Here is a 20,478-nt window from a genome sequence, read left to right as displayed (position 1 = left end):
TACTCTAAATCAAAACACATGAAAAAAATCCTAATAACACTCATTACAGTAATTACCATGACAATTACAACAGAAACTCATGCGCAACAAACAGATTTAGAGCGTATTGAAACAACTCTAAATTATTATCTCACAGGTCTTGTAAATAACGATGCTAAGACACTTACAAAGGCTTTTCATCCTACAGCAACCATGAAATGGATCGGCAAAGATTACAAAGAAGTGAATGCTATCGAGGGGTTAACTAAAGGAATGGATGGAACTCCATATAAAGAAAAAATAAAAACAAGGGTTGTTTCGGTGAATATTGCAGGAAATACCGCTAGTGCTCAGTTGGAGATTCAATTCCCAACATTTACATACGTTGACTTCATGCATATATTAAAAGTAGAAGAGCAATGGAAAATAGTGAGTAAAATATTTCATACAAGACAAGATTCTGAATAGTGTTTATCAAAGAGTTAATGCAACTTTGAGAAGACCATTAAAAGTAATTAATAAAAAAATCAGTAAAAATTTAATAAATATTAAAATGAAATTAATCGAAAATTTAAAGTGGAGATATGCCACTAAACAATATGATAGTTCGAAGAAAGTTAATTCTGAAGATATAGAAAAGATCAAAGAAGCAATTCAATTATCAGCCACGTCTTACGGATTGCAATTATTTAAGGTTCTTATTGTTGAAGATCCCGTTATACGAGAAAAGCTAAAGCCCGTATCTTGGGGGCAACCTCAAATTACAGATGCCTCTCACTTGTTTGTTTTTTGTGGTTATAATGATATTACAGATGAAGACGTCGAGGCCTATATAAATTTAAAGGCTCAAATACAAGGTGTACAGGTCGCTGACTTAAAGGATGCTAGTGATTTTATGAAAATGAAAATGAAAGAAAAATCAGCGGAAGAAAAACCTTTATGGACGGCCAAACAGACCTACATCGCGTTATCTAATGCTTTAAATGCCTGTGCAGAACTTCAATTAGACAGTACACCTATCGAAGGTTTTGACCCAGAAGCCTACAGTGAAATTTTAAACTTAAAAGATAAAGGGCTTAACGCTAGCGTAGTTTTGGCAATTGGATATAGAAGTGAAGAAGACCATACACAAAACGCAAAAAAAATTAGAAAACCTCTTGAGGCCATTTTTGAAAAAATATAAGCTTACTTACTAATTAATCGGTTCATGATTAAAGATGGATTCATTTACTTAGGTTTAGAATACTGGATGAACCTCCATTGATATAGGTCAATTTTGTTTCTTGATGTAGATCAATCTGTTTTCTTAACATCCGTCATATTTACCTTTTCAAATGCCACATATCTTTACAAAGTCAATTTTAACAAATAATAAAATTTTAATATTATGACTGATTCACAAAAAACAAAACGTCCTGCAGTACCTCAGATAGGTTCTCAGGTCTCGCAGATCTACCGACGAAAACTAGGTTCCTTTGAAATCACTGTACTAGGTGATGGATACGTAGACTTAGGTCATGAAATATGGGCCAATCCTGGTGCTGATAAGCTTGATGGATACTTGACACAAGCTTTCCAGCCACCTGGATCTATCCGTAATGGCGTTAACGCTTATTTGATCAATACAGGTAAAAAACTTATTCTTGTAGACAGTGGTGCTGCTGAATTGTTTGGTCCTGACGCAGGGTTGTTCCCAGGCAACCTCTCTCAAGTTGGACTAAAGCCTGAAGATATCGACAAGGTATTGATTACCCATATGCACCCTGACCATATCGCTGGCCTTTTAACAAGTGAAGGTGGTATGCTTCTTCCTGATGCAGAAATTCACGTCGAAAGCATCGAGTTGGATTACTGGACGAATGCAGAAGCTCAATCTAAGGCCGTAGAAATTACGAAGTCATGGTTCGATTTGGGACGTGGATGGAAAAAAGCCTATGATGGTCGCATCAGTACGTTCCATGGCGAAACGTATCTGGGTGATGGTATCACTGCATTCCCCCTACCTGGACACTCTCCTGGCCACACAGGCTACCGTATTGAAAGTGAAGGCGAAAGTCTACTCATCGTAGGTGATACTGTAATAAGCGCGGCCATTCAGTTTCCTAATCCTGAAGCAGTAGCTATCTGGGATTACAGCTCTGAAGATCTTATCAAAACTCGTAAGAGACTATTTGACATGGCTGCAACAGATCGCACCGCAATCACTGCAACTCATATTCCTTTTCCTTCGTTTGGTTACGTTGACCGTCGTGCTGATGACTCTTACGCGTACGTTCCTGAAGAGTGGCGTTATGGTTTATAAAAAAATGAAGAGACCTTGGCATAAATACCAAGGTCTCATTCATCAAATAGTTGTATTGCTTTCATAGACGTAACTCGTTATCGGTTTTATAAATTACTTTGCGTTAATAGTTTTGATAGTTCCGAAATACTCACCCTATCAGAAATACTAAAATAACTGCTATTTTCGTGTAAAAGTTCGAGTCACTAGAGCGAACCTATCTAATAATCTTATCTGCAGGAGAGATAATCTTAAGTTTACCAGTTTATACTTATTAAATAAACCTTGATATAAATCAAGATTTATTTATGATGAAAGTCAAGCCTTTTTCTTACCACACATCATTTTATTCCTCTTAAACATGAACCAAATTTGCCTTGTTATTAATTAATAAAGCTGGTTTACGTTTTTCTAAACAAATAGTATAAAACTAAGCCCAAATTTTAAATGATATTGAAATGAATTCTTATTTCCTTCCAGTCATTGCCATTTTTATTGGTGTAATCATCGCGTTTATTACTATAAAGCAAAAATCAATAGGCACTAAACTCTTATTGTCATTCAGTGGCGCATTTCTATTGGCATTAGCGCTTTTTGATTTATTGCCTGAAGTCTATCATCATTTAGATTCAAAACAAACGGGTCTGTTTATAATGTTAGGTATTCTATTGCAAATTATTTTAGAATTTTTCTCTAAAGGAGTTGAACATGGTCATCCGAATGTACATAATAAAGATAAAAAGTTTCCATGGGTATTGTTTATCAGTCTCTGTATCCATAGCTTTTTAGAAGGGTTTCCTATACATGAACATAACGATATGGTTTACGGTATCTTGATTCATAAAATTCCGATTGCTACATTAATAACTTCATTTTTATTTCAATCTAACTACAACAAAGTTCAGATTATCGGTTTCTTGGTAGTTTTTGCAGTAATGACACCTTTTGGTACTTACATTTCTAATAATACTGCTTTAGTTGCTGAACACATAGATATAATTAATGCTATAGTAATCGGTATCTTTTTACATATTGCGACAACCATTCTATTTGAAACTGGTGAAGGTCATAAATTCAATGTATCTAAGCTATTAATGATATGTCTGGGCATATCAATTGCCCATTTCATTTAAATATTCTTAAAAAAAGTTAAGCTAGTTGGTTCTTTATAAACAGAACTGGGGAGACCCCTATATGGAATCTTGATTTTTTTGTGATGACACTTCAAATTTTATCAATTACATATTGACCTAATTATCCATCTCTAAGAACGGTTTGTCCATTTAAAATCCTTTCTCTAACCCGAAATTTGTCAAAGTTAAATACTTAACATAAAAATTAAAAAATTAAAAATGAATTTAGCGAATAATATTGAAGGAAAAGTAATTGTAATTACAGGAGCTAGTAGTGGATTAGGAGAAACTACAGCACGTCATTTAGCATCTAAAGGAGCGAATGTAATTTTGGGCGCTCGTAGAGAAGATCGTTTACAAACCATATCAAACGAAATTAATGCAGAAGCTAAGGGTCAAGCTATTTTTGTAAAAACTGATGTTACTCAAAAAGAACAAGTACAAAATTTAGTAGATAAAGCTATAAGCGAGTTTGGTAAATTAGATGTAATGGTTAATAATGCAGGTCTAATGTCTATTGCACCAATGAGTGAGGTTAAAGTAGATGAGTGGGATCGTATGATAGATATCAATGTAAAAGGTGTTTTGTACGGTATAGCATCTGCTTTGCCAATTTTTCAGAAACAAGAATCTGGACACTTTATTAATCTATCTTCTGTTGCAGGGGTAAAAGTATTTAGTCCGGGTGGTACAGTATATAGTGGTACTAAGTTTGCCGTTCGTGCTATTTCTGAAGGTTTACGTCATGAGGTTGGAGGAAATATTAGAACAACTACCATTGAGCCAGGGCTTATAGATTCTGAATTAAAACATGGTAGTTCTCATAAAGAAAGTTCAGATTTTGTAAAAGATTTTTATGAGATTGCTATTCCTTCAGATTCTATTGCTCGAACTATTGCTTTTGCAATAGAACAGCCTAAAGATGTAGATGTAAACGAAATAGTAATTCGTCCAACTTTACAAGATTTTTAAAGTTATGATGATTCGTATTTAAATTTAGAGAACACATCAAATTGTTATTTAAATTTGGATACGGATTTTTTATTTAAACTCAAGTATAAATAGAATTAAATGATTCTTGACCGACAGACATTTGAATACCATGACAAAGTCCTTATTGAAAAGCTGAAGATAGGAACTCCATTTAAATACGAAGCGATTTTTGAAAATAGTGGCTGTTTTATCTATTATAAGGATAGAGCACCTAAGTTAATGTCTGCTAATCAGAATGTTCAGGTAAATAGTCAAGAAGCTGTATTATTAAAATGTGGCAACCACTTTTTAGAAATTTTGAAAGAAACCGATAATGAAGAGGTCGAAGTTATGGTTGTTCATCTATACCCTGAGATACTTAAAAAGCTATATGCAAAAGAGCTCCCTAAAGTTATAGAGAAAAATGATTGTAATGAGCAAAGTGAAGTCGTAGTTTCTAAAGAAGTTATTTCAAGATTTATTGAATCCTTAGAATTTTATTTCGAAAATCCTATTTTAATAAACGACGACCTTCTTGAACTTAAAATAAAAGAACTCATTTTATTACTTATACAATCTAAAAATGTATGTTCTATACAAGAGTTAATTTCAGATTTGTATTCAACTCGAAGTGTACAAGTAAAAAAAGTTATTGATTTACATCGTTATTCAAATTTGGGTCTGGATGAGTTAGCAAAATTATGCAACTTAAGCTTATCTTCTTTTAAACGAGAATTCAAAAAAGTATTTAACGATACACCCAATAACTATATAATAGATCAAAAGCTCAAAAGGGCTAAAGAATTGCTTCAAATCACAGAAATGCCTGTTAGTGAAATTGCTTATGGCGTAGGATTCAATGATCCATTATACTTCACAAGAATTTTTAAAAAGAAAATAGGAAGCTCACCTACAGCATATCGTCATAATAATATACTTTGAACTTAAAGTCCATATCTACGGACTTTTACTCCATTTCTAGCGTTTTCACTCCTTATATCTTTGAAATATAATTTATTATAGACAAATAACACACTCTAAAATTAGAATAGTGGTGTTTGTAACAAAGAAAATATGGGAAAAACATTAGTAATAGTAGCACACCCTAAATTAGGAAGTTCTAGAATAAATAAACGCTGGATTGAGGAGCTTAAAAAACATCCAGATAAAATTATTGTTCACGATGTACACGCTACCTATCCAGATCTTGAGATAGATATAAAAAAGGAACAGGAACTATTGGAATCGGTAGACAAAATCGTACTTCAATTTCCATTTTACTGGTTTAACTGCCCTCCGTTTGTGAAAAAGTGGATTGACGATGTTTTAGCTCATGGATGGGCTTATGGCAAGAACAGTGGTTATAAACTTGCAGGTAAGAAATTTGCATTAGCCATAAGTGCTGGAATCTTAGAAGAAGACTACCGGGCAACTGGACGATATGAATATACGCTAAAAGAGTTGACGGCTCCATTTGAAATAACATTCAAATACGTAAAAGCAGACTATAGACCCCTTTATGCATTTTACGGAGAGGAACATAATCCAACACAAGAGGACATCGATACAAACGCTAAAAATTATATAGATTTTATAGAAAATCTTTAGTACCAAAATTAATTAAATAAGAATATAAATTTAAAAACAGAAACCATGAGAAAAGTAATTTTTATAGCACTTACAGGGTTATTTATAATCTCTTGTGCAAACAATGAAAAAGCAGTTCCAACAGCTGCAGAAATCGCTAAACTGAACCAGAAAGAAGTAGCTAGTTTAATAGAAGCTAGTCGTAATTGGGGAAAAGCAGCAAACCCGGAAGAATTTTTTAGTTACATAGGAGAAGATGCCTTAATGTTGGCACCAGACAAAGGCGTTATAAAAGGTCATAAAGATATTGGCAAAGTGTTACAAGAGTTTCAATCATTACCCGGATTTAAAATCACCTGGGAACCTCAAGAAGCTTTTGTTTCTAACAGTGGTGATTTAGGATATTCAAGAGAACGAATTCTAGTGAATTTTGATGGTGAAGATGGAAAACAAGTTAACCTTTTTGAAAAGGGAATTTCGATTTGGAAAAAGAATGAAAAAGGTGAATGGCAAATGGCCGTTGATATCTGGAATATCGATCAGACAATAACTTCAATTTACAAATAATAATAATTAAATACACATAATAAAAATGGATACAATAACAAAAGAAACAGTACAAGACGAAATTCAGAATTTTAATGCTTATAAAGAAGTAGAAAAAGCACTTCAACCTTATATTGAAAGCGCGAAGAATGGGTCAGGAGAATTAACACGAACAGCCTTTTATGATCATGCACATATTGTAGGCTCTTTAGAAGGTAACTTCTATAATATGGATGCCGATACATTTAAAGACGCAATAGAGTCTGGAGGGCCTTCGGAAAACGTAAAAAGTCATATTGCATGGATAGATATTTCTGGTCCAGCAGCAGCGGCAAAGGTTGAATTTATAGATTGGAATGGGTTCCGTTTTACAGATTTTTTTGTTCTCTATAAAAAGGGTGGGGAATGGAAAATTAGTGGGAAAGTGTACGATTCTCATTCTAAAAATTAAAAAATCATTCTATGAAAATTAGAAACAGACTGTAAAGGTTTTACCTTAAAATCTGTTTCTAATTTTCACTTGACATTCATAGGAATATTAAAAAAAAATATTATGAAGAAATTAAAAGAAGGAGATCCAATAGGCCTCTTTGTTACTTCAACTATAAATGGACGAGAAGTACGTTTAAAAAATTATAAAGGAAAAAAACTGTATTTAGTTTTTTCAGAAAAGCTGCATGTCCATTTTGCAATATGGCATTGCAAAACTTAATAAAAAATTATAATGAATTTGAAAAAAAAGAAATTGAAATACTGGTAATATTCGCTTCACCAATAGAAGAAATTTTCAAGTATGCAGGTAAACAAGTTCCACCTTTTAGCATTATTTCTGATCCAAAATATAAGATTTATAAATATTATGGTGTGGAGATTTCATATAAAGGTATGCTTAAAACTATGTTTAATGTTAATAAGGTTTTAAGAGCCATTAGAGGTGGGTTTTTTAATATTAAATCTACATTTCAAGCCCCAGTACTGCCAGCAGATTTCCTTATTGATGAAAATTTAAAGATTAAAAAAGCGCATTATGGAAAAACTTATGATGATCATTTATCGATTTCAGAAGTTTTAAATTGGAATGTTGACTCCAAGCCAATAAAAGATGCTATAATCAGTCCTATTTCAATGTAATAACAATTTAAAAGTAATTCATTATGAGAAAAATATTTTTAATACTCACAATTATTGGAGTAACGGTAACAAAATTACAAGCACAACAAACAGATTTACAACTTGTAGAGACTACGTTAAATTATTATTTAACCGGATTGGTAAATAATGACGCTAAGATATTAACGAAAGCGTTTCATCCAACTGCAACTATGAAGTGGATAAGCAAGAGTGAGGAATATAAAGAAGTAAACGCGATTGCAGAATTAACTGAAGGAATGAATGGTATACCTCTAAAAGATGTAAAAACGAGAGTAGTCTCTGTAAATGTAGCAGGTAATGCTGCTAGCGCACAGTTAGAAATTCAATTCCCAGCATTTACCTACATAGATTTTATGCATGTGTTGAAAACAGATGGAAAATGGCTAATAGTAAGCAAAATATTTTATACGAGACAAGAACCAAAATCATAGATATAGAGATTTTAGAAGTAGTAAAAGATCATTAAAACAATAAATTATTTCAATGAAAAATTCAATAATAACTTTATGCTTGGCAATTTTTACAATGTCATCAATATCAGCTCAAAATCCTGATAAAATCGTTGATAATATGATTAAAGAATTAGGAGGAAAAAAGACCTTCTATGGCATGAAAAACATCACTTATGATGTAGAGTACAAAGACCCCAATACGCCTATGACACTTGTCAGTAAAGAGGTTTACGTATTTGAGAAAGAGCGTTCTTACGCAGAATACTCTAAACATTCAATCTTTAGTAAGAATGGTAAAGTAACAGAAGCCTATGACGGAGAAAATGTCTGGATAAAGTTTGATGGTAAAATATCTTATGATAAACAAGCTAATAGTATGGCGAGATTTTGGAGAAAAACCAATTACTACTGGTTTGCAATGTTCTTTAAACTTCAAGATGAAGGTGTGAATTTAAAACATGTAGGAACAAAAAAAATAGAAGGACGCGATTACGATTTAATAAAAGTAACTTTTGGTAATGATATAGGAGATGCTCAAGATACTTACATATTATATGTTAATAAAAGAACAAAATTGGTAGATCAGTTATTGTTTACTGTTGTAGCTTTTGGTATTAAGGAGCCAGAACTTTATAAATTTCATTATGAAACAATTAATGGAATTAAAATCCCTACCGAGCGCGTTGAAATATCATCTAATTGGGAAGGTGAGGTTGTCGGTAAAAAATGGGCAACAACGTATTGGACCAATATTAGATTTAATAATAATATTGATATGGCCATATTCTCAAAGTAGTATATGAGTACTATCAAAAGCGTTAATTCCATCGCTTAATATGGATTAAGTGAATTATAAACAAAAAAAAATAAATAATGAAAACGTTTAATGTACCAACAAGAGAGGAAGTAAGTCCTACTAATCAAGCTATCTTTGATCAATTACAAAACACAGTAGGTTTTGTACCAAATCTTTTTGCAACTTATGCTTATTCTGATAATGCATTGAAAAATTATATGGAATTTTCTAATGCTAAAACTTCGCTTAAGGCTAAAGAAAAAGAAGTGGTAAACCTGGCTGTAAGTCAAGTAAACGATTGTCAATATTGTCTGTCTGCTCATACAGCAGTTGGAAAGATGAGTGGATTTACAGATGGTCAAATTTTAGAAATACGTTCTGGAAAATTATCTTTTGACAATAAGCTTGATGCTCTTGCCAGATTAGCAAAGAATATTACAGAAAGTCGCGGAAAAACAGATGATTCAGTAATTAATAACTTCTTCGAAGCTGGATGGACAAAAGAGAATTTAATTGATGTAATTTCATTGGTAGGTGATAAAACAATATCTAACTACATTCACAATACTACTAAAATTCCAATTGACTTTCCAGTTGCCGAACCCTTGAATACGTCATTAGCATAGCTGAGCTAATAAGGGTATTTAAATCGAGTAAAAAGTGATTTACTTATAATCCTTTTACTTAAGCTTAATCTTTTAAAAGAACTTAAATAATTTAAAATACAGAAAATATGCCTACAATTAAAATCAGTACACCGAAAGGAATACTTACTGAAAAAATAAAAAATGAAATCCATAAAGGAATTACCGATGTGATGATTAAAACTGAAGGACGTGGCAATAAAGATTTCGCCCAATTTGTTACAATTATTATTGATGAACAAGATCCGGCCAATTGGAGTATTGGTGGGAATGTAGTTACTCCAGAAATAATTGAAAATCTATCATCATCATAATTAATAATATATATGCTAGTTCAATTTTCTCTACAATCTCAAGTATATCAAGGGATTTGAAGGAAATAAAAAAAGGGAACAACTTCGATATTACGAAATGTTCCCTTTTAAGGCTGGAAAATCTAGTCAAACTTTGCCCAAATGCGCGATGTGATGTAAATATTCCTTAATTGCCATAATGAACAATGGCAGCGCATCTTACGTTAACGATTTCTCCATCTTGCATACCCGGCTTCAATTTGGGCATGAGTTTTAAAACTCTCACGATTTCGGCTAGAATGACAACATTGGGTTCTCTCACTTTGCGATGTGATACTGTGCCGTCTTTGTTCACCATGAAAAATACTTCAACGCTTTGCGGTCCTTTAATCTCCAGCCTATTGGGGATATCCATATTAAATTCGGATGCAATTAAGGAATTAAAACTATCGGTAAAACACTGTTTTGATTCTTCTTGGGAAAGCTCTTCGCACCCTAAATATACAGGGATAGCGTCTACTTCGTCAAAGAGAATGGCATCTTTCAGATCTTCCTGGCTGGAATAGTTTTCATCAGGGGCTACAATACTGGCTAAACTCTTCAAGGCCATTTTTTCCGCTTCGCTTATGTTTCCTTGTTTTGCCATCTGATTTTGGACTGCATTGATTCTCTTGATCAATTCACTTTCCGTGTTTTGGGAGGTGCCTGGGTTTTGTTGGCAGGAAATGCATAATAAGCAAAATAAAGGCATAAAAAATAGGGTTTGCAATAGAGGTTTTTTCTTTAAGTATAGGTTGTAGTACATAGATAAATTTTTTGCGGAAAATTATTTTATTCATTGCCAAAAGTAGGGGTAAGCGGTAATAAATGCTGTATGAAAATAAGGCTTAGGTACAAAATACCCCTTTTTAGGTACAAAAATCACAAAAACAAAATAGCATCGCTATAGGTATTGGCAACCGGGATTTCTATTTTGGCAAGGGAAATAGGAGTGTAACTTTTCCGGAACTTAAAATGTTATGGATAGATGAAGTGTGAAAATTGTTCTTTTTCTCCAATAATGAATGTGTCTTTGGATTTAAGAATCGCATCAAATCCAATCTCTATGGTCTTACTTTATTATTTGATATTCTTTTTTGGGCAAAAGCAGTAGGCTTTATTCTAAGATTATAGTGATGTCCAAAAGAGAACTCAGGAACCCGACGACCTATGGCTTTGAATAAATTCTGAAGGGGTTAGGCCTGCATGTTTTTTAAACACTTTATTGAAGGTGTTTTTATTATTAAAACCGGCATCAAAGGCAATGGCCATGATGGTTAAGTTGTTATTTTTTCGGTCCAGTAATTTTCCTTTGACTGCTTCAAATCTGTATTCGTTGACAAACTCATAGAAACTCTTGCCCAATTCCACATTGAGCACTTGGGAAATAAGGTATTTGGGTTTTCCTAGGGTATCGGCCAATTTTTGAAGAGAGAATTCTGGATCTAAATAGAGGTTTTCATTGCTCATGTGAAATGAGATTTCTTCAAGTATGGCTTTCAAATCAGCGGTACTTGCCTTGGAGGTTTCGTATTTTTTTAGGGCATTGCTCAAGAATATTTGAGAGAAAACCCTGTTATTTTTTAATGCAAAAAGAACAATGGCATTAATGGCAACAGCGCATAAAAGCATCGTAAAATAATACGCTCCTTGATCAATCTCTCCTTTAAAAAAGTACCAGACCGTGGCTATAAAATCAATGGCCCAAAAGAGGAGAAAGGCATAACTGAATTTAACCAGCCAACGGTACTTTTTTTCAAAAGCCCTTGATTTGTTATGGGCCTGCATTCTTGTAAGCATACGCATGCAATAGTAGCTATACGCAAAACTTAGGGCAATTTGTACAAGAAGAAATACAGCGATGGACGGGCTTAGTTCTTGTACCGAATTCTCTAATTGCGTATGTAATATCGCTATCTTTTCCGCACCGCTCTGTATAAAAAAAGGCATAAAAATACCAAGACTCAAAACAAAAGGAATCAGATGTAGAAAATCCGAAATTTTAAAGGAAGGTACTCCTTGAGAAATGGATTTTACGTAGAAATAATAGCAAGGCCCTAGGAGTAACAACATGGGACTGGATAGGTGAACAATATGCGGGATTATGGCATACAGTTTTGTATGTAGCACAAGATAATTCAGCAGGTTAAAGGTGATTATGAACAATAAGAACGCCAAAAGAACATGGGGCACTTTTTTATAGTGCTTGTGCAACAAAATCCCTATGAGAAGTAGCCCTTGGAAAAAGCCAAAAAGCAGTAAGGCCGTCCAAAAATCGAAGCGAATAGGAAATAGATCATCCATGGTCCATGTAATTTATGAAATTACAAATTAACCACAATGCCTCTTTTTAATGGGAGGGAATGATCTGCAAATACGTCATTCTAAACGTAAATACCCCATGAATATCAAAGTTTGGAATACTTTGGATGCTAAATTAACAGCGACATATTTATGAAACATCTTACGCTATTGCGCAGTGCACTCAAAGTGAACGGGTTTTTCTCGTTAACTTCGGCTTTCATAGCCTTACTATTTGGAAATTCGGTTATCGCAGTTTCTGAGATGGTCAATCATCACCCCTTGAGTTTCGCTATCGCTTTATCTCTTTTTGGCCTTGTGGTGTTATTTGCCGGATTTAAGAAAAAAATGTCCATGGCTTTGGTGTGGACCATCATTGTATTGGATTTTATGTACGTATTGCTTGGCTTCGTAAGTCTGGTGTTGCCAAACAACCTAAGTACGGGTGGATTTTTATTGGTGCTGGGGACAAATGTGGCAGTATTGATTTTGGCCGTATTCCAAACGATTGGTATTGTGGGGTATAGCAGGTCGGTGAAAAAACTGGAAACATAATGGTTTGCACCGAAACGAACACCTTGCCCAATACTAAACTTAGCTCGGATGGGGAAAAATGAATGTAGCTGGTGAGTTAAAAAACCTTTCAATTGGTATTCCCTTTGTACATTGCATGATAGAAGAGTTACTTGGGTTGTATGGGAATCAGTAAGAAGATATCTAAGGAAATATGAAGATTCAATTTAAAAAAGGCATTGCAAAGCCATCGGTATTGAACTGTATTCGAGACGATGGGAGTGTCACTTGGGCCAAACTACGCCAAGGTATGGAAACTCACGATTTGGCCCATTACGCTGTGGAAACTGTCATGGAATTTAAAATGGCATTTTTTGGGATTCTTCGTGAAGGCTATGCGATTACCGATTTTGAATTGCCTGCCCATAAAAAGCCTCAGGCCCTCTTGCCGTCAAAAATGCATGAAACGGCACTGCAGACAGAGCATATCGTAAATCTGTTGCAAATTGAATTCTTTAATACCGGACATAACAAAAATTTCTTGTCGGACCTAGAACCTATTCTTGCTGAAAATGAATTGCCTTTTCCCTTAGGTTTGGATGAAGGTAAATTGGAAAAAATAAGAAGCCTGTTCTCCGAATTACTTTTTAAATGGGGAGCTTTGGGAGAAGGGGAAATACTGGAATTAAGGTTTTAATAGGAGGAGTGTGATGCAGATAAGGAAGGGGTTGAAAATTGTAGTTTTAGGTATTTTAATTTGGATGGTTCCATTTCTATTTGGTTTTTTGTTGTATAGCGAAACAGGAGAGTTAAATGTGGATATCTTTCTTTTTAAGTCGATTATGATGATTAATTTGGCTATAATTACGGCTTTTTCCATAAACGTTTATTTAGGAAAGGCAGCATTGAGTTCACTAAAAAACAGCGCTATTGTAGGGGTGCTTTGGATGCTCATTGTACTTCTATTAGATGTATTGATTTTGCTCCCCAGAACTACCATGGATAGCACTGCGTATATTAATCAGATAGGATTGCGATATATGATCATTCCTATTATATGTTTGTCCTCTGGATATTCTTTGATGAAACAAAAACGACTGCCTTGAAAAAAAACATAGACATCCGAACAAAAATTGCTTCTGCCCAGAACAGAAGAGATGAACTTCCCAATCTGGAATTGGCAAAAGAAATCTGCGAAACCGAGGACAAGAAGACAATTGAAGCCTTGATCGAAAATTTGTTCCAAAAAGATAAAGCCATTCAGAACGATTGCATTAAGGTCCTGTATGAGATCGGGGGAGAAAAACCAGAACTGATTGCCCCCCATTTCGAGACTTTTTTAGAACTATTGAATCACAAAAACAACAGAATGCAATGGGGTGCTATGACGGCACTTCATGGTATTGTACAACTAAAGCCCAAAGCGACCTTTGAGAACTTGGGGCGTATTATTGGCGCTGCAGAAAAGGGAAGCGTTATTACCAGAGATCAGGCCATGAACATCATTATAAGTTTGGGAAAGATTCCCCAATATAAAATAGAGGCTTTCGTGTTGTTCAAAGAACAATTGTTAAAAAGCGCTACCAATCAATTGCCCATGTACGCAGAACGGGCCCTTCCCATTATAGATGCAACGAATGGCAAAGCTTTCATTGCCGTATTGAACCAAAGATTGCCGGAACTGGAGAAAGAAACTAAGAAAAAAAGATTGCAAAAAGTCATTGCAAAAATAGCTTCCCTCGATGCTGCTAAGGGATAACTTTAAAAGAAAACTGAGCCTGTACATTGAGCAAAGCTAGTTAGTACGACCACTTACCCAAATACTTCATAAATATTTTGCTGATATTCCGGGCATCATCAATATCGCGGTGATGTGTTCCCTCCAAAGTCAATTGTTCTCTTTGTAAAGCCCCTCCCATGCCCAATGGTCTTCGAAGATTATTCATTTTGGCATATTGATGTTTTAGACTAATGTGGGCATGGGTCCAATTGGCATCTAATGTATGGAGTTTGCAATCGCTTTGAAACTGTTTCTTGTCATAAAAACCCCAACTGCATAAAAGATATTCTTCTTTGGTACCTATCCAGCGGAGAAAATCAGAGCATACCATGGGAAAGGAACTTGCATGGTCTACTTGTAATTGTGTTATTGAAGTAAGGGCTTTGCAAAAATCGGATAAAAAGGGGTTTAATTTGGGTTTGACAAAAGCGTTAAATTCGCCCATACTTTTTCCCGAGGCATCTATCTTAAGGGCACCAATTTCAATAATTTCGCTTTGTTTTGCAATAGATTTTTCTTTCCAGCATGTTGCTTCAAGGTCTAGTATAATATAATTCATTGTAAATTCTTTTTTGATCATCCATACAAGATGCGAGCCGTTACAAAAGGTTGCTTATATTGGTTTGGCCCATATGGACCATAACAATAAGAAGCTATTGGTGTAGGGACATCCATTTTTTTATCACGTCCCTTTCTTTTTGCATCGTATAGTATTTAAGCTGTTTTCCATCCACAATTTCTCCAAATCTAACATCGTCCTTTGGATGTCTGCTTTGATATCCTTTGATTTGGTCTGTAATCATATCTGCCATAGGCCGATGTACGAATCCAGCGGCTAGGGCCTTTTGTACATTAAAATAATAGGATCCGGCAGGGCTCGGTTTCCATAGTGGAACTATTTTATAGGGTTCAAGACCATTTTTTATCAGAAAATCCCCATCGATCCAATGCAATTTTTTGGGCATGGCGGTCGCATGAATAAGCGCGGATACATAATCTTTAAATGGAGTTGGGGGACAAGCAACATTAAATGCGCCGTATGTTTTTGATTGTGAACAATGGACGATAAAATGGGCCAAACTTGTGCTATCTGTAAGCTGTATATGATGATCTTTTACCTTGGGCAATAGTATTTCCCCGCCTCTCAAGAAACGTATGGGCCAGAAAGGTTCGGCATTGGGATCGTTAGATCGTCCAACGCTAAAATCTTTTATGCCGTGTGATCTGTAGATGCTGTAATTGGAAATTCTTGCCCGAATGGCTTCTTCGGCCAAGGTTTTTCGTATGGCATATCTAAAATCTTCACGAATGGTATTCGGAAATTTGGGCAGCGGATTTAAAGCTTCGGTTTCTTCAATGAACTTTTTGTCCCATTTGTCATAAACCGAGACTGTTGATATGTAATGATAATGGCCAAAACGGCCTGCGTATTCTTCAAGAAAATCCGAGACGGCTTTCGGGGATTTTTGCCAAGTATCAATGACAATATCCCAGTAGGAACCCTTGTACTTTTGGGCAATGGATTTAAGTCCCTCTTTGTTTTCCTTTTCCCTATCGCAAATGATGATGGGAAGATTATTGAACAAATGGGTATTGGTCTTTCCTCTATTTAATAGGGTTACCTGATAGCCCGCATCTAAAAAAGTGGTTACAATACGAGGGCCTAGAAAACCTCTCCCACCTAATACCAATACTTTTTTATCCTTGGACAATGGGTTGCCTAAAGCGCGGATTGGATGTAAGGAGGTCCATAATGAAACAGCTCCGGCCGTTTTGATAAAATCTCTTTTGTTCATTGTAGCTTGCTTTGGGACAAAAGAAAAGACTAAAGCTTAATTCATGGAAGTCCTTAATTAATCTGTACCAATTTCCTTCTTAAATTGTCCTGGGGTTTTCCCTGTCTTCTTCTTAAAATTACTGAAGAAAGCAGATTTGGAATTAAAGCCACATTCGTAACCGAGTCCTTCGAGTGTTAAATTTAAATTGTCCTTCTCACGGATTCGTGCCATGGCATAGGCGACTCGTTTCGAATTCACCAAATCATAAAAGGTAGTATTCATCTCTAAGTTAATGATCTGGGAAAGATGATGTTTGGGAATATTTGTTGATTTTGATAACATGGCCAAAGAAAATTCTGGTTTCAAATAGGCATTGTTTTCCTTGAAAAAGCGATCTATGGTTTGCTGAAGCAATGTAATTTCTTTATCCTTAAGAGGACTGTGTTTGTAGCGTTTATCAGCTGTGGCCGCATCGGGAACTAATTCTTCAGCTTTGTACACTACCCCATATTTTAATCCATAAAACCCTATGACCGTAACAAGAATGATATAGCGCAATAAATCCCAAATTTCAAAGTATCGAACACCCACTAAAAGTTCCACAGAAAGTCTAATGATACTGATTCCCGTGCTCACCAAAAACAGAACCGCTATAACTCTGATCCAGGAAAGCTCCAATATTCGCATATCAGCACGTTCTGTCTTTAGCTGTTCCCGTCTTTTGCGATAGCGGTACAGAATATAGATGGGGTAAAAGCTTACAGAGATCAACTTCGTAATTAGAATTATGATTTCCCACGATAATTCAAAATTTGAAGGAATGAAAAAACCAAAAATGGTAAAAAGGACAAAGGTCAAGAAATGCAGGAAATCTATTTGGACAAGCTGCTGACCAAATATGGTTTTGGTATATACATAAAAAAGAGGTCCGTGCAAAAAACCAATGGTCATTATAAATATTTCGGCTATTGGAGTAGGATTTAAGCTTCTGTATATTCCTACGATGAGATGGCTAAAGAACACAAAAAACCATAGCATTAAAATCCAATCAGATAATTTCCTGCTCTTTTTTATGGAAAGTAACAAGAGGAATAAAATGCATTGCGTGGCCCCAATACTTGAAACTATTAAAAATACATTTGACATTATCTGTACTGCGGTTTATCTAAATTAAGGGGTGAGGATTCCTATTAAATAGCCTGACCGAAGGTCAGTAAATTATGATCTGGATCGAGTACTGAAAACTCTTTTTGCCCCCAAGGTTTCACCTCTAATTTTCCGTTGGGATGAATACTCGTTTTACGGTCTAATAAAGAGGTGTAAAATTGGTCAATGTTATTAGTTCTTATATAAACCTGTCCATAATTTTCTTTAGGATCAAGTTCCTTAAATTCAAAAAAGTGAATTTGAATCTGGTCTTTTTTAAGCATTAAATAGCCTTCATAATCGATATTTCCGCATTCTTTAAACCCTAACATATCTATATAGAATTGTCTGGTCAGCTTTTTGTCCCGCATGGGTAATTTTGGATGGATATCATGTAACATAGATGTATTATTAGTATGTGCAAATGAACCAGGTTTAATTTAAGTATTCTAAAATCAATACTGCACTATTGTTTGATCTCTATTTAGGTAGGATACAGCATCCAAAGGAATTCGCAAGCAGGGATGTTACTTTTGCTGTTTCCATGGGCTACTTTTATCCTCCGTTTCTCTTTCGTCTGGATACTCAAATATACCTACCAAAGATTTGCCAAATAAGTTAAGAAAAAACAGATCGAAAAATCTTGACATCGGAATTAGATAGTTGTCCCAAAAGTGGATATTGCTCCTACTTGGAAGTTCTTTTTTTAAAAAAACTTTATTCGCCAAAGATGCAAAAAAACCCATGGAGTCCAGATAAAACAATTTGACCGTGGCGAGTTCGGAGTTGATATCTCTAAGAAGGATTTTCTTATTGTACCTTCTGTAATGCCCAATATGTGTATCAAAGTCACTAAATAAAAAATTATAGGCAGGCACCAAAATTAATAATCGACCATTGGGTTTAAGGCATCGTTTGGCCAATTCAATTTCCTTTCGGGATTCCGCTATATGTTCTAGAACATCAATATAAATGATGGTATCAAATTTTTTATAGGCAACCGATTTAATAGTGCCGTTGTGTACGATTTTTTTTTCAATGGCAATGGCATGGATATTTTCCTGTATTAAAAGGGCCAATTTCTCATCGGGTTCAACACAGGTATATGAGGTAATCTGGGCGGTGTTTTTTGCTAAAAAAACCGAATTAACACCAATTCCTGCTCCAACTTCAAGTACATCGCCATGAATTGAATGCAGTATTTTTTTTGAAAAGTAACGTTTCCAGTTCACTGCATTTTTAAACAACTCGAGCTCATCCCCGATATAGGCTATTTTTTCATTCGTTGCGGTCATTTTTTCTTTACTTCACCATGTCTTTCATAGAATTATTTACACCGGTCATTTCCCAATTGGCCAAGGATATAGGAATATTTCCAATAGTATTTAAAGTGTCAAAAAAGTCTTTTGGCACAAACTCCTTGCCCTGGGATTCCAGTATTCTTGAATAGTCGGCCAATGCATTTTCCAATAAATATTTACCGGTAATATAGCTTGTTCCATATCCGGGTTGGCGCAAATACAGATGTTGTTCAAAAATGAGCAATTCTTTTTCGGTCTTCATCCAACCGCGAGGGGTGTATTCGCTATGAATACCTCCAGCTTCTTCCATGGTCATCTCATTGGCATGGGCATATAACGATCCCAAACCTCTTGCAGCACGTTGCGCAATCATGATATATACAATCTCTTTGGCTCTTGGGCTATCATCGTATAAACCGGCTTGCATAAACATTTCTTCTACAGCGGTGGCTGTTCCTTCATTTCTGGAATCGAAAATGTTGTATAACAAAGGGCCTTTTCGTATGTCACTTTTGTGCGGTTCATTATCCATACGTGCCAATTCAAACCAATGGTAAAAATGGGAATATAGGGGTCTTGGATCATAATGCGCACCGATCAGGAAAAAATTTCGCTTCTCTTTTGGTACGTAGGTGCCCAAATGCTCACGTAAAGCAGGATCAAAATACGATTTTACACTAACGATTTCCTGCTCATCCAAGAAATTCATTAAACTTTTTGCTGCGGCATCGGCCATTTTATTATAGGCCTCTGGAGAGCTCGCGTCAACCAATTTTGGTAGATGTCTATTTCTGTGCTCTTCTAATTTTAGGGAAGTCCAGGCACGGGCCAACTCACGTTTTAAGATCATCACTTCATCTTCCCATGTCAAGGGTACCAGATGTACATTTTGCAGGTACCAGGTATATTGGTCTTTCCCAATTCCCGATGGGCCAGTTTTTGATTGGGATTCTTCCTCTAGCCAAGAAGCGAATGCCTTCGTTGAAGTTATGGCTTCTTCAATTACTGAAACTAATGCTGCATCTTCCGCAATACCTGGCTGTTTTTTTAATTCTTGAAGCACCACCACTTGATTTTGAATGTCTCGAATCCCGGTAACCCATAAATCTCGGGCATTTCCAGTTAAGTTTTGCTTTGCTTGATCATTTAAAGGGGCAATTATTTTTAAGTCCCTTAAGAGTCGGGTTCTTTCTTCTGTAGATAAAGGAAAAGTGTAGGTCCATAGTTCGGTGGTGCCATGATGGGTTGGCCCCTCATGGGCAGGAACATCACTTCTTGCTGTCCAAACTGATTTGTAAAAAGCGGGATCTCGAGTCCAAGGTTTTAAAATGCGATGATTAAAATCATAACCGTTCATTTCGGCCCAAACAATCATCCAATCTACTTTATTTTCTACGGGCCAATCTGTGGTGTCGACCACCTGTAATTGGGCTTGCAGTTCTTTAAACTTGGGCCAGCGTTTTTCAAAGGTTTCCACCGAATAATCAGGAGCACCATGATGTAAAGGCGGTTTTTCAAAGGTTCTCCATGCCTTAAATAAGGCGACCAAGTCCGAATAATCCTTGGACTTAAGATTTTCTGCTGAGGTTTGGGTTGTGGCAATGTCTTCTTTCTTCTCGCTTTGGCAATTAAAAAAGAGCAATACTATAAGAGGAAGAATGATGTTTTTTGTTTTCATTGTACTGGCGTGTTTTTCTGAATTATTCAGAATAGGTTTCGTCGGCGTTATTGTTTTTCTTTTCTCCCCTAAGGGAAAACCTCAAAGCGTTGTATTCTTCATACGAA

General features: G+C 35.4%; 27 protein-coding genes. 19 read left to right on the top strand and 8 right to left on the bottom strand.

Annotated features, from left to right (window positions below):
* Window positions 1-18: 18 nt before the first annotated feature.
* From ACEXOE_RS04530 to ACEXOE_RS04460, 15 genes are all read left to right on the top strand, one after another.
* Window positions 19-447 (top strand): nuclear transport factor 2 family protein, encoded by a 429-nt coding sequence (locus ACEXOE_RS04530; protein ID WP_394747541.1) that lies wholly within the window; start codon window positions 19-21, stop codon window positions 445-447.
* Window positions 448-532: 85 nt separating this feature from the next.
* Window positions 533-1,162: an NAD(P)H-dependent oxidoreductase gene (locus ACEXOE_RS04525; protein WP_394747540.1), complete on the top strand. Its 630-nt coding sequence runs from the start codon at window positions 533-535 to the stop codon at window positions 1,160-1,162.
* Between the two features lie 204 nt (window positions 1,163-1,366).
* Window positions 1,367-2,281, top strand: coding sequence for an MBL fold metallo-hydrolase (locus ACEXOE_RS04520; protein WP_394747539.1), 915 nt, complete (start codon window positions 1,367-1,369; stop codon window positions 2,279-2,281).
* Window positions 2,282-2,718: 437 nt separating this feature from the next.
* On the top strand, window positions 2,719-3,393 hold the full coding sequence (locus ACEXOE_RS04515; RefSeq protein WP_394747538.1) for a ZIP family metal transporter: 675 nt from the start codon (window positions 2,719-2,721) through the stop codon (window positions 3,391-3,393).
* Window positions 3,394-3,612: 219 nt separating this feature from the next.
* Window positions 3,613-4,365, top strand: a complete 753-nt coding sequence (locus tag ACEXOE_RS04510) for an SDR family oxidoreductase (protein WP_394747537.1) — start codon at window positions 3,613-3,615, stop codon at window positions 4,363-4,365.
* 99 nt (window positions 4,366-4,464) lie between these two features.
* A complete protein-coding gene (locus ACEXOE_RS04505) occupies window positions 4,465-5,307 on the top strand; it encodes a helix-turn-helix domain-containing protein (RefSeq protein WP_394747536.1) in 843 nt (280 codons plus the stop codon).
* Window positions 5,308-5,439: 132 nt separating this feature from the next.
* Window positions 5,440-5,973, top strand: coding sequence for an NAD(P)H-dependent oxidoreductase (locus ACEXOE_RS04500; protein WP_394747535.1), 534 nt, complete (start codon window positions 5,440-5,442; stop codon window positions 5,971-5,973).
* 45 nt (window positions 5,974-6,018) lie between these two features.
* Window positions 6,019-6,519 (top strand): YybH family protein, encoded by a 501-nt coding sequence (locus ACEXOE_RS04495; protein ID WP_394747534.1) that lies wholly within the window; start codon window positions 6,019-6,021, stop codon window positions 6,517-6,519.
* Between the two features lie 25 nt (window positions 6,520-6,544).
* Window positions 6,545-6,949, top strand: coding sequence for a nuclear transport factor 2 family protein (locus ACEXOE_RS04490; protein ID WP_394747533.1), 405 nt, complete (start codon window positions 6,545-6,547; stop codon window positions 6,947-6,949).
* A gap of 102 nt (window positions 6,950-7,051) precedes the next feature.
* Window positions 7,052-7,210: a hypothetical protein gene (locus ACEXOE_RS04485; RefSeq protein WP_394747532.1), complete on the top strand. Its 159-nt coding sequence runs from the start codon at window positions 7,052-7,054 to the stop codon at window positions 7,208-7,210.
* Window positions 7,192-7,629, top strand: a complete 438-nt coding sequence (locus tag ACEXOE_RS04480; RefSeq protein ID WP_394747531.1) for a redoxin domain-containing protein — start codon at window positions 7,192-7,194, stop codon at window positions 7,627-7,629. Before ACEXOE_RS04485 ends, ACEXOE_RS04480 begins: the two co-directional genes overlap by 19 nt.
* Before the next feature lie 23 nt (window positions 7,630-7,652).
* Window positions 7,653-8,081, top strand: coding sequence for a nuclear transport factor 2 family protein (locus ACEXOE_RS04475; protein WP_394747530.1), 429 nt, complete (start codon window positions 7,653-7,655; stop codon window positions 8,079-8,081).
* A gap of 52 nt (window positions 8,082-8,133) precedes the next feature.
* On the top strand, window positions 8,134-8,898 hold the full coding sequence (locus ACEXOE_RS04470) for a hypothetical protein (RefSeq protein WP_394747529.1): 765 nt from the start codon (window positions 8,134-8,136) through the stop codon (window positions 8,896-8,898).
* A gap of 77 nt (window positions 8,899-8,975) precedes the next feature.
* Complete coding sequence (locus ACEXOE_RS04465; RefSeq protein WP_394747528.1) at window positions 8,976-9,524, top strand: carboxymuconolactone decarboxylase family protein; 549 nt, start codon at window positions 8,976-8,978, stop codon at window positions 9,522-9,524.
* Between the two features lie 107 nt (window positions 9,525-9,631).
* Window positions 9,632-9,856 (top strand): tautomerase family protein, encoded by a 225-nt coding sequence (locus tag ACEXOE_RS04460; RefSeq protein WP_394747527.1) that lies wholly within the window; start codon window positions 9,632-9,634, stop codon window positions 9,854-9,856.
* A 166-nt stretch (window positions 9,857-10,022) separates the two neighbouring features.
* On the opposite strand, the gene ACEXOE_RS04455 is transcribed toward ACEXOE_RS04460, so the two are convergent.
* Window positions 10,023-10,586 (bottom strand): energy transducer TonB, encoded by a 564-nt coding sequence (locus tag ACEXOE_RS04455; protein WP_394747526.1) that lies wholly within the window; start codon window positions 10,584-10,586, stop codon window positions 10,023-10,025.
* Between the two features lie 440 nt (window positions 10,587-11,026).
* Window positions 11,027-12,178, bottom strand: coding sequence for a helix-turn-helix domain-containing protein (locus ACEXOE_RS04450; protein ID WP_394747525.1), 1,152 nt, complete (start codon window positions 12,176-12,178; stop codon window positions 11,027-11,029).
* A 150-nt stretch (window positions 12,179-12,328) separates the two neighbouring features.
* On the opposite strand from ACEXOE_RS04450, the gene ACEXOE_RS04445 reads away from it, so the two are divergent.
* From ACEXOE_RS04445 to ACEXOE_RS04430, 4 genes are all read left to right on the top strand, one after another.
* Complete coding sequence (locus ACEXOE_RS04445; RefSeq protein WP_394747524.1) at window positions 12,329-12,730, top strand: hypothetical protein; 402 nt, start codon at window positions 12,329-12,331, stop codon at window positions 12,728-12,730.
* A 172-nt stretch (window positions 12,731-12,902) separates the two neighbouring features.
* On the top strand, window positions 12,903-13,385 hold the full coding sequence (locus ACEXOE_RS04440; RefSeq protein ID WP_394747523.1) for a hypothetical protein: 483 nt from the start codon (window positions 12,903-12,905) through the stop codon (window positions 13,383-13,385).
* Between the two features lie 13 nt (window positions 13,386-13,398).
* Window positions 13,399-13,794: a hypothetical protein gene (locus ACEXOE_RS04435; protein ID WP_394747521.1), complete on the top strand. Its 396-nt coding sequence runs from the start codon at window positions 13,399-13,401 to the stop codon at window positions 13,792-13,794.
* Window positions 13,791-14,447: a hypothetical protein gene (locus tag ACEXOE_RS04430; protein ID WP_394747520.1), complete on the top strand. Its 657-nt coding sequence runs from the start codon at window positions 13,791-13,793 to the stop codon at window positions 14,445-14,447. Before ACEXOE_RS04435 ends, ACEXOE_RS04430 begins: the two co-directional genes overlap by 4 nt.
* 40 nt (window positions 14,448-14,487) lie before the next feature.
* On the opposite strand, the gene ACEXOE_RS04425 is transcribed toward ACEXOE_RS04430, so the two are convergent.
* The 6 genes from ACEXOE_RS04425 to ACEXOE_RS04400 form a co-directional block, all read right to left on the bottom strand.
* On the bottom strand, window positions 14,488-15,027 hold the full coding sequence (locus ACEXOE_RS04425; protein ID WP_394747519.1) for an exonuclease domain-containing protein: 540 nt from the start codon (window positions 15,025-15,027) through the stop codon (window positions 14,488-14,490).
* 94 nt (window positions 15,028-15,121) lie between these two features.
* Window positions 15,122-16,264 carry an NAD-dependent epimerase/dehydratase family protein gene (locus tag ACEXOE_RS04420; protein ID WP_394747518.1) on the bottom strand — a complete coding sequence of 381 codons (1,143 nt, stop codon included), beginning with the start codon at window positions 16,262-16,264 and terminating at the stop codon, window positions 15,122-15,124.
* 57 nt (window positions 16,265-16,321) lie between these two features.
* Window positions 16,322-17,392 (bottom strand): helix-turn-helix domain-containing protein, encoded by a 1,071-nt coding sequence (locus tag ACEXOE_RS04415; RefSeq protein ID WP_394747517.1) that lies wholly within the window; start codon window positions 17,390-17,392, stop codon window positions 16,322-16,324.
* A 44-nt stretch (window positions 17,393-17,436) separates the two neighbouring features.
* A complete protein-coding gene (locus ACEXOE_RS04410) occupies window positions 17,437-17,793 on the bottom strand; it encodes a bleomycin resistance protein (RefSeq protein ID WP_394747516.1) in 357 nt (118 codons plus the stop codon).
* A gap of 126 nt (window positions 17,794-17,919) precedes the next feature.
* The gene (locus ACEXOE_RS04405) at window positions 17,920-18,687 is read right to left on the bottom strand and encodes a class I SAM-dependent methyltransferase (protein ID WP_394747515.1); all 768 of its coding nucleotides are present in this window, start codon (window positions 18,685-18,687) and stop codon (window positions 17,920-17,922) included.
* Between the two features lie 7 nt (window positions 18,688-18,694).
* Window positions 18,695-20,371, bottom strand: coding sequence for a hypothetical protein (locus tag ACEXOE_RS04400; protein WP_394747514.1), 1,677 nt, complete (start codon window positions 20,369-20,371; stop codon window positions 18,695-18,697).
* Window positions 20,372-20,478 lie beyond the last annotated feature (107 nt).

The organism is Spongiimicrobium salis, assembly GCF_043678055.1.
Taxonomy (GTDB): Bacteria; Bacteroidota; Bacteroidia; order Flavobacteriales; family Flavobacteriaceae; genus Spongiimicrobium; species Spongiimicrobium salis.
The sequence above is the reverse complement of the archived record's forward strand: the minus strand, read 5'-3'. Positions and strand labels throughout refer to the sequence as shown.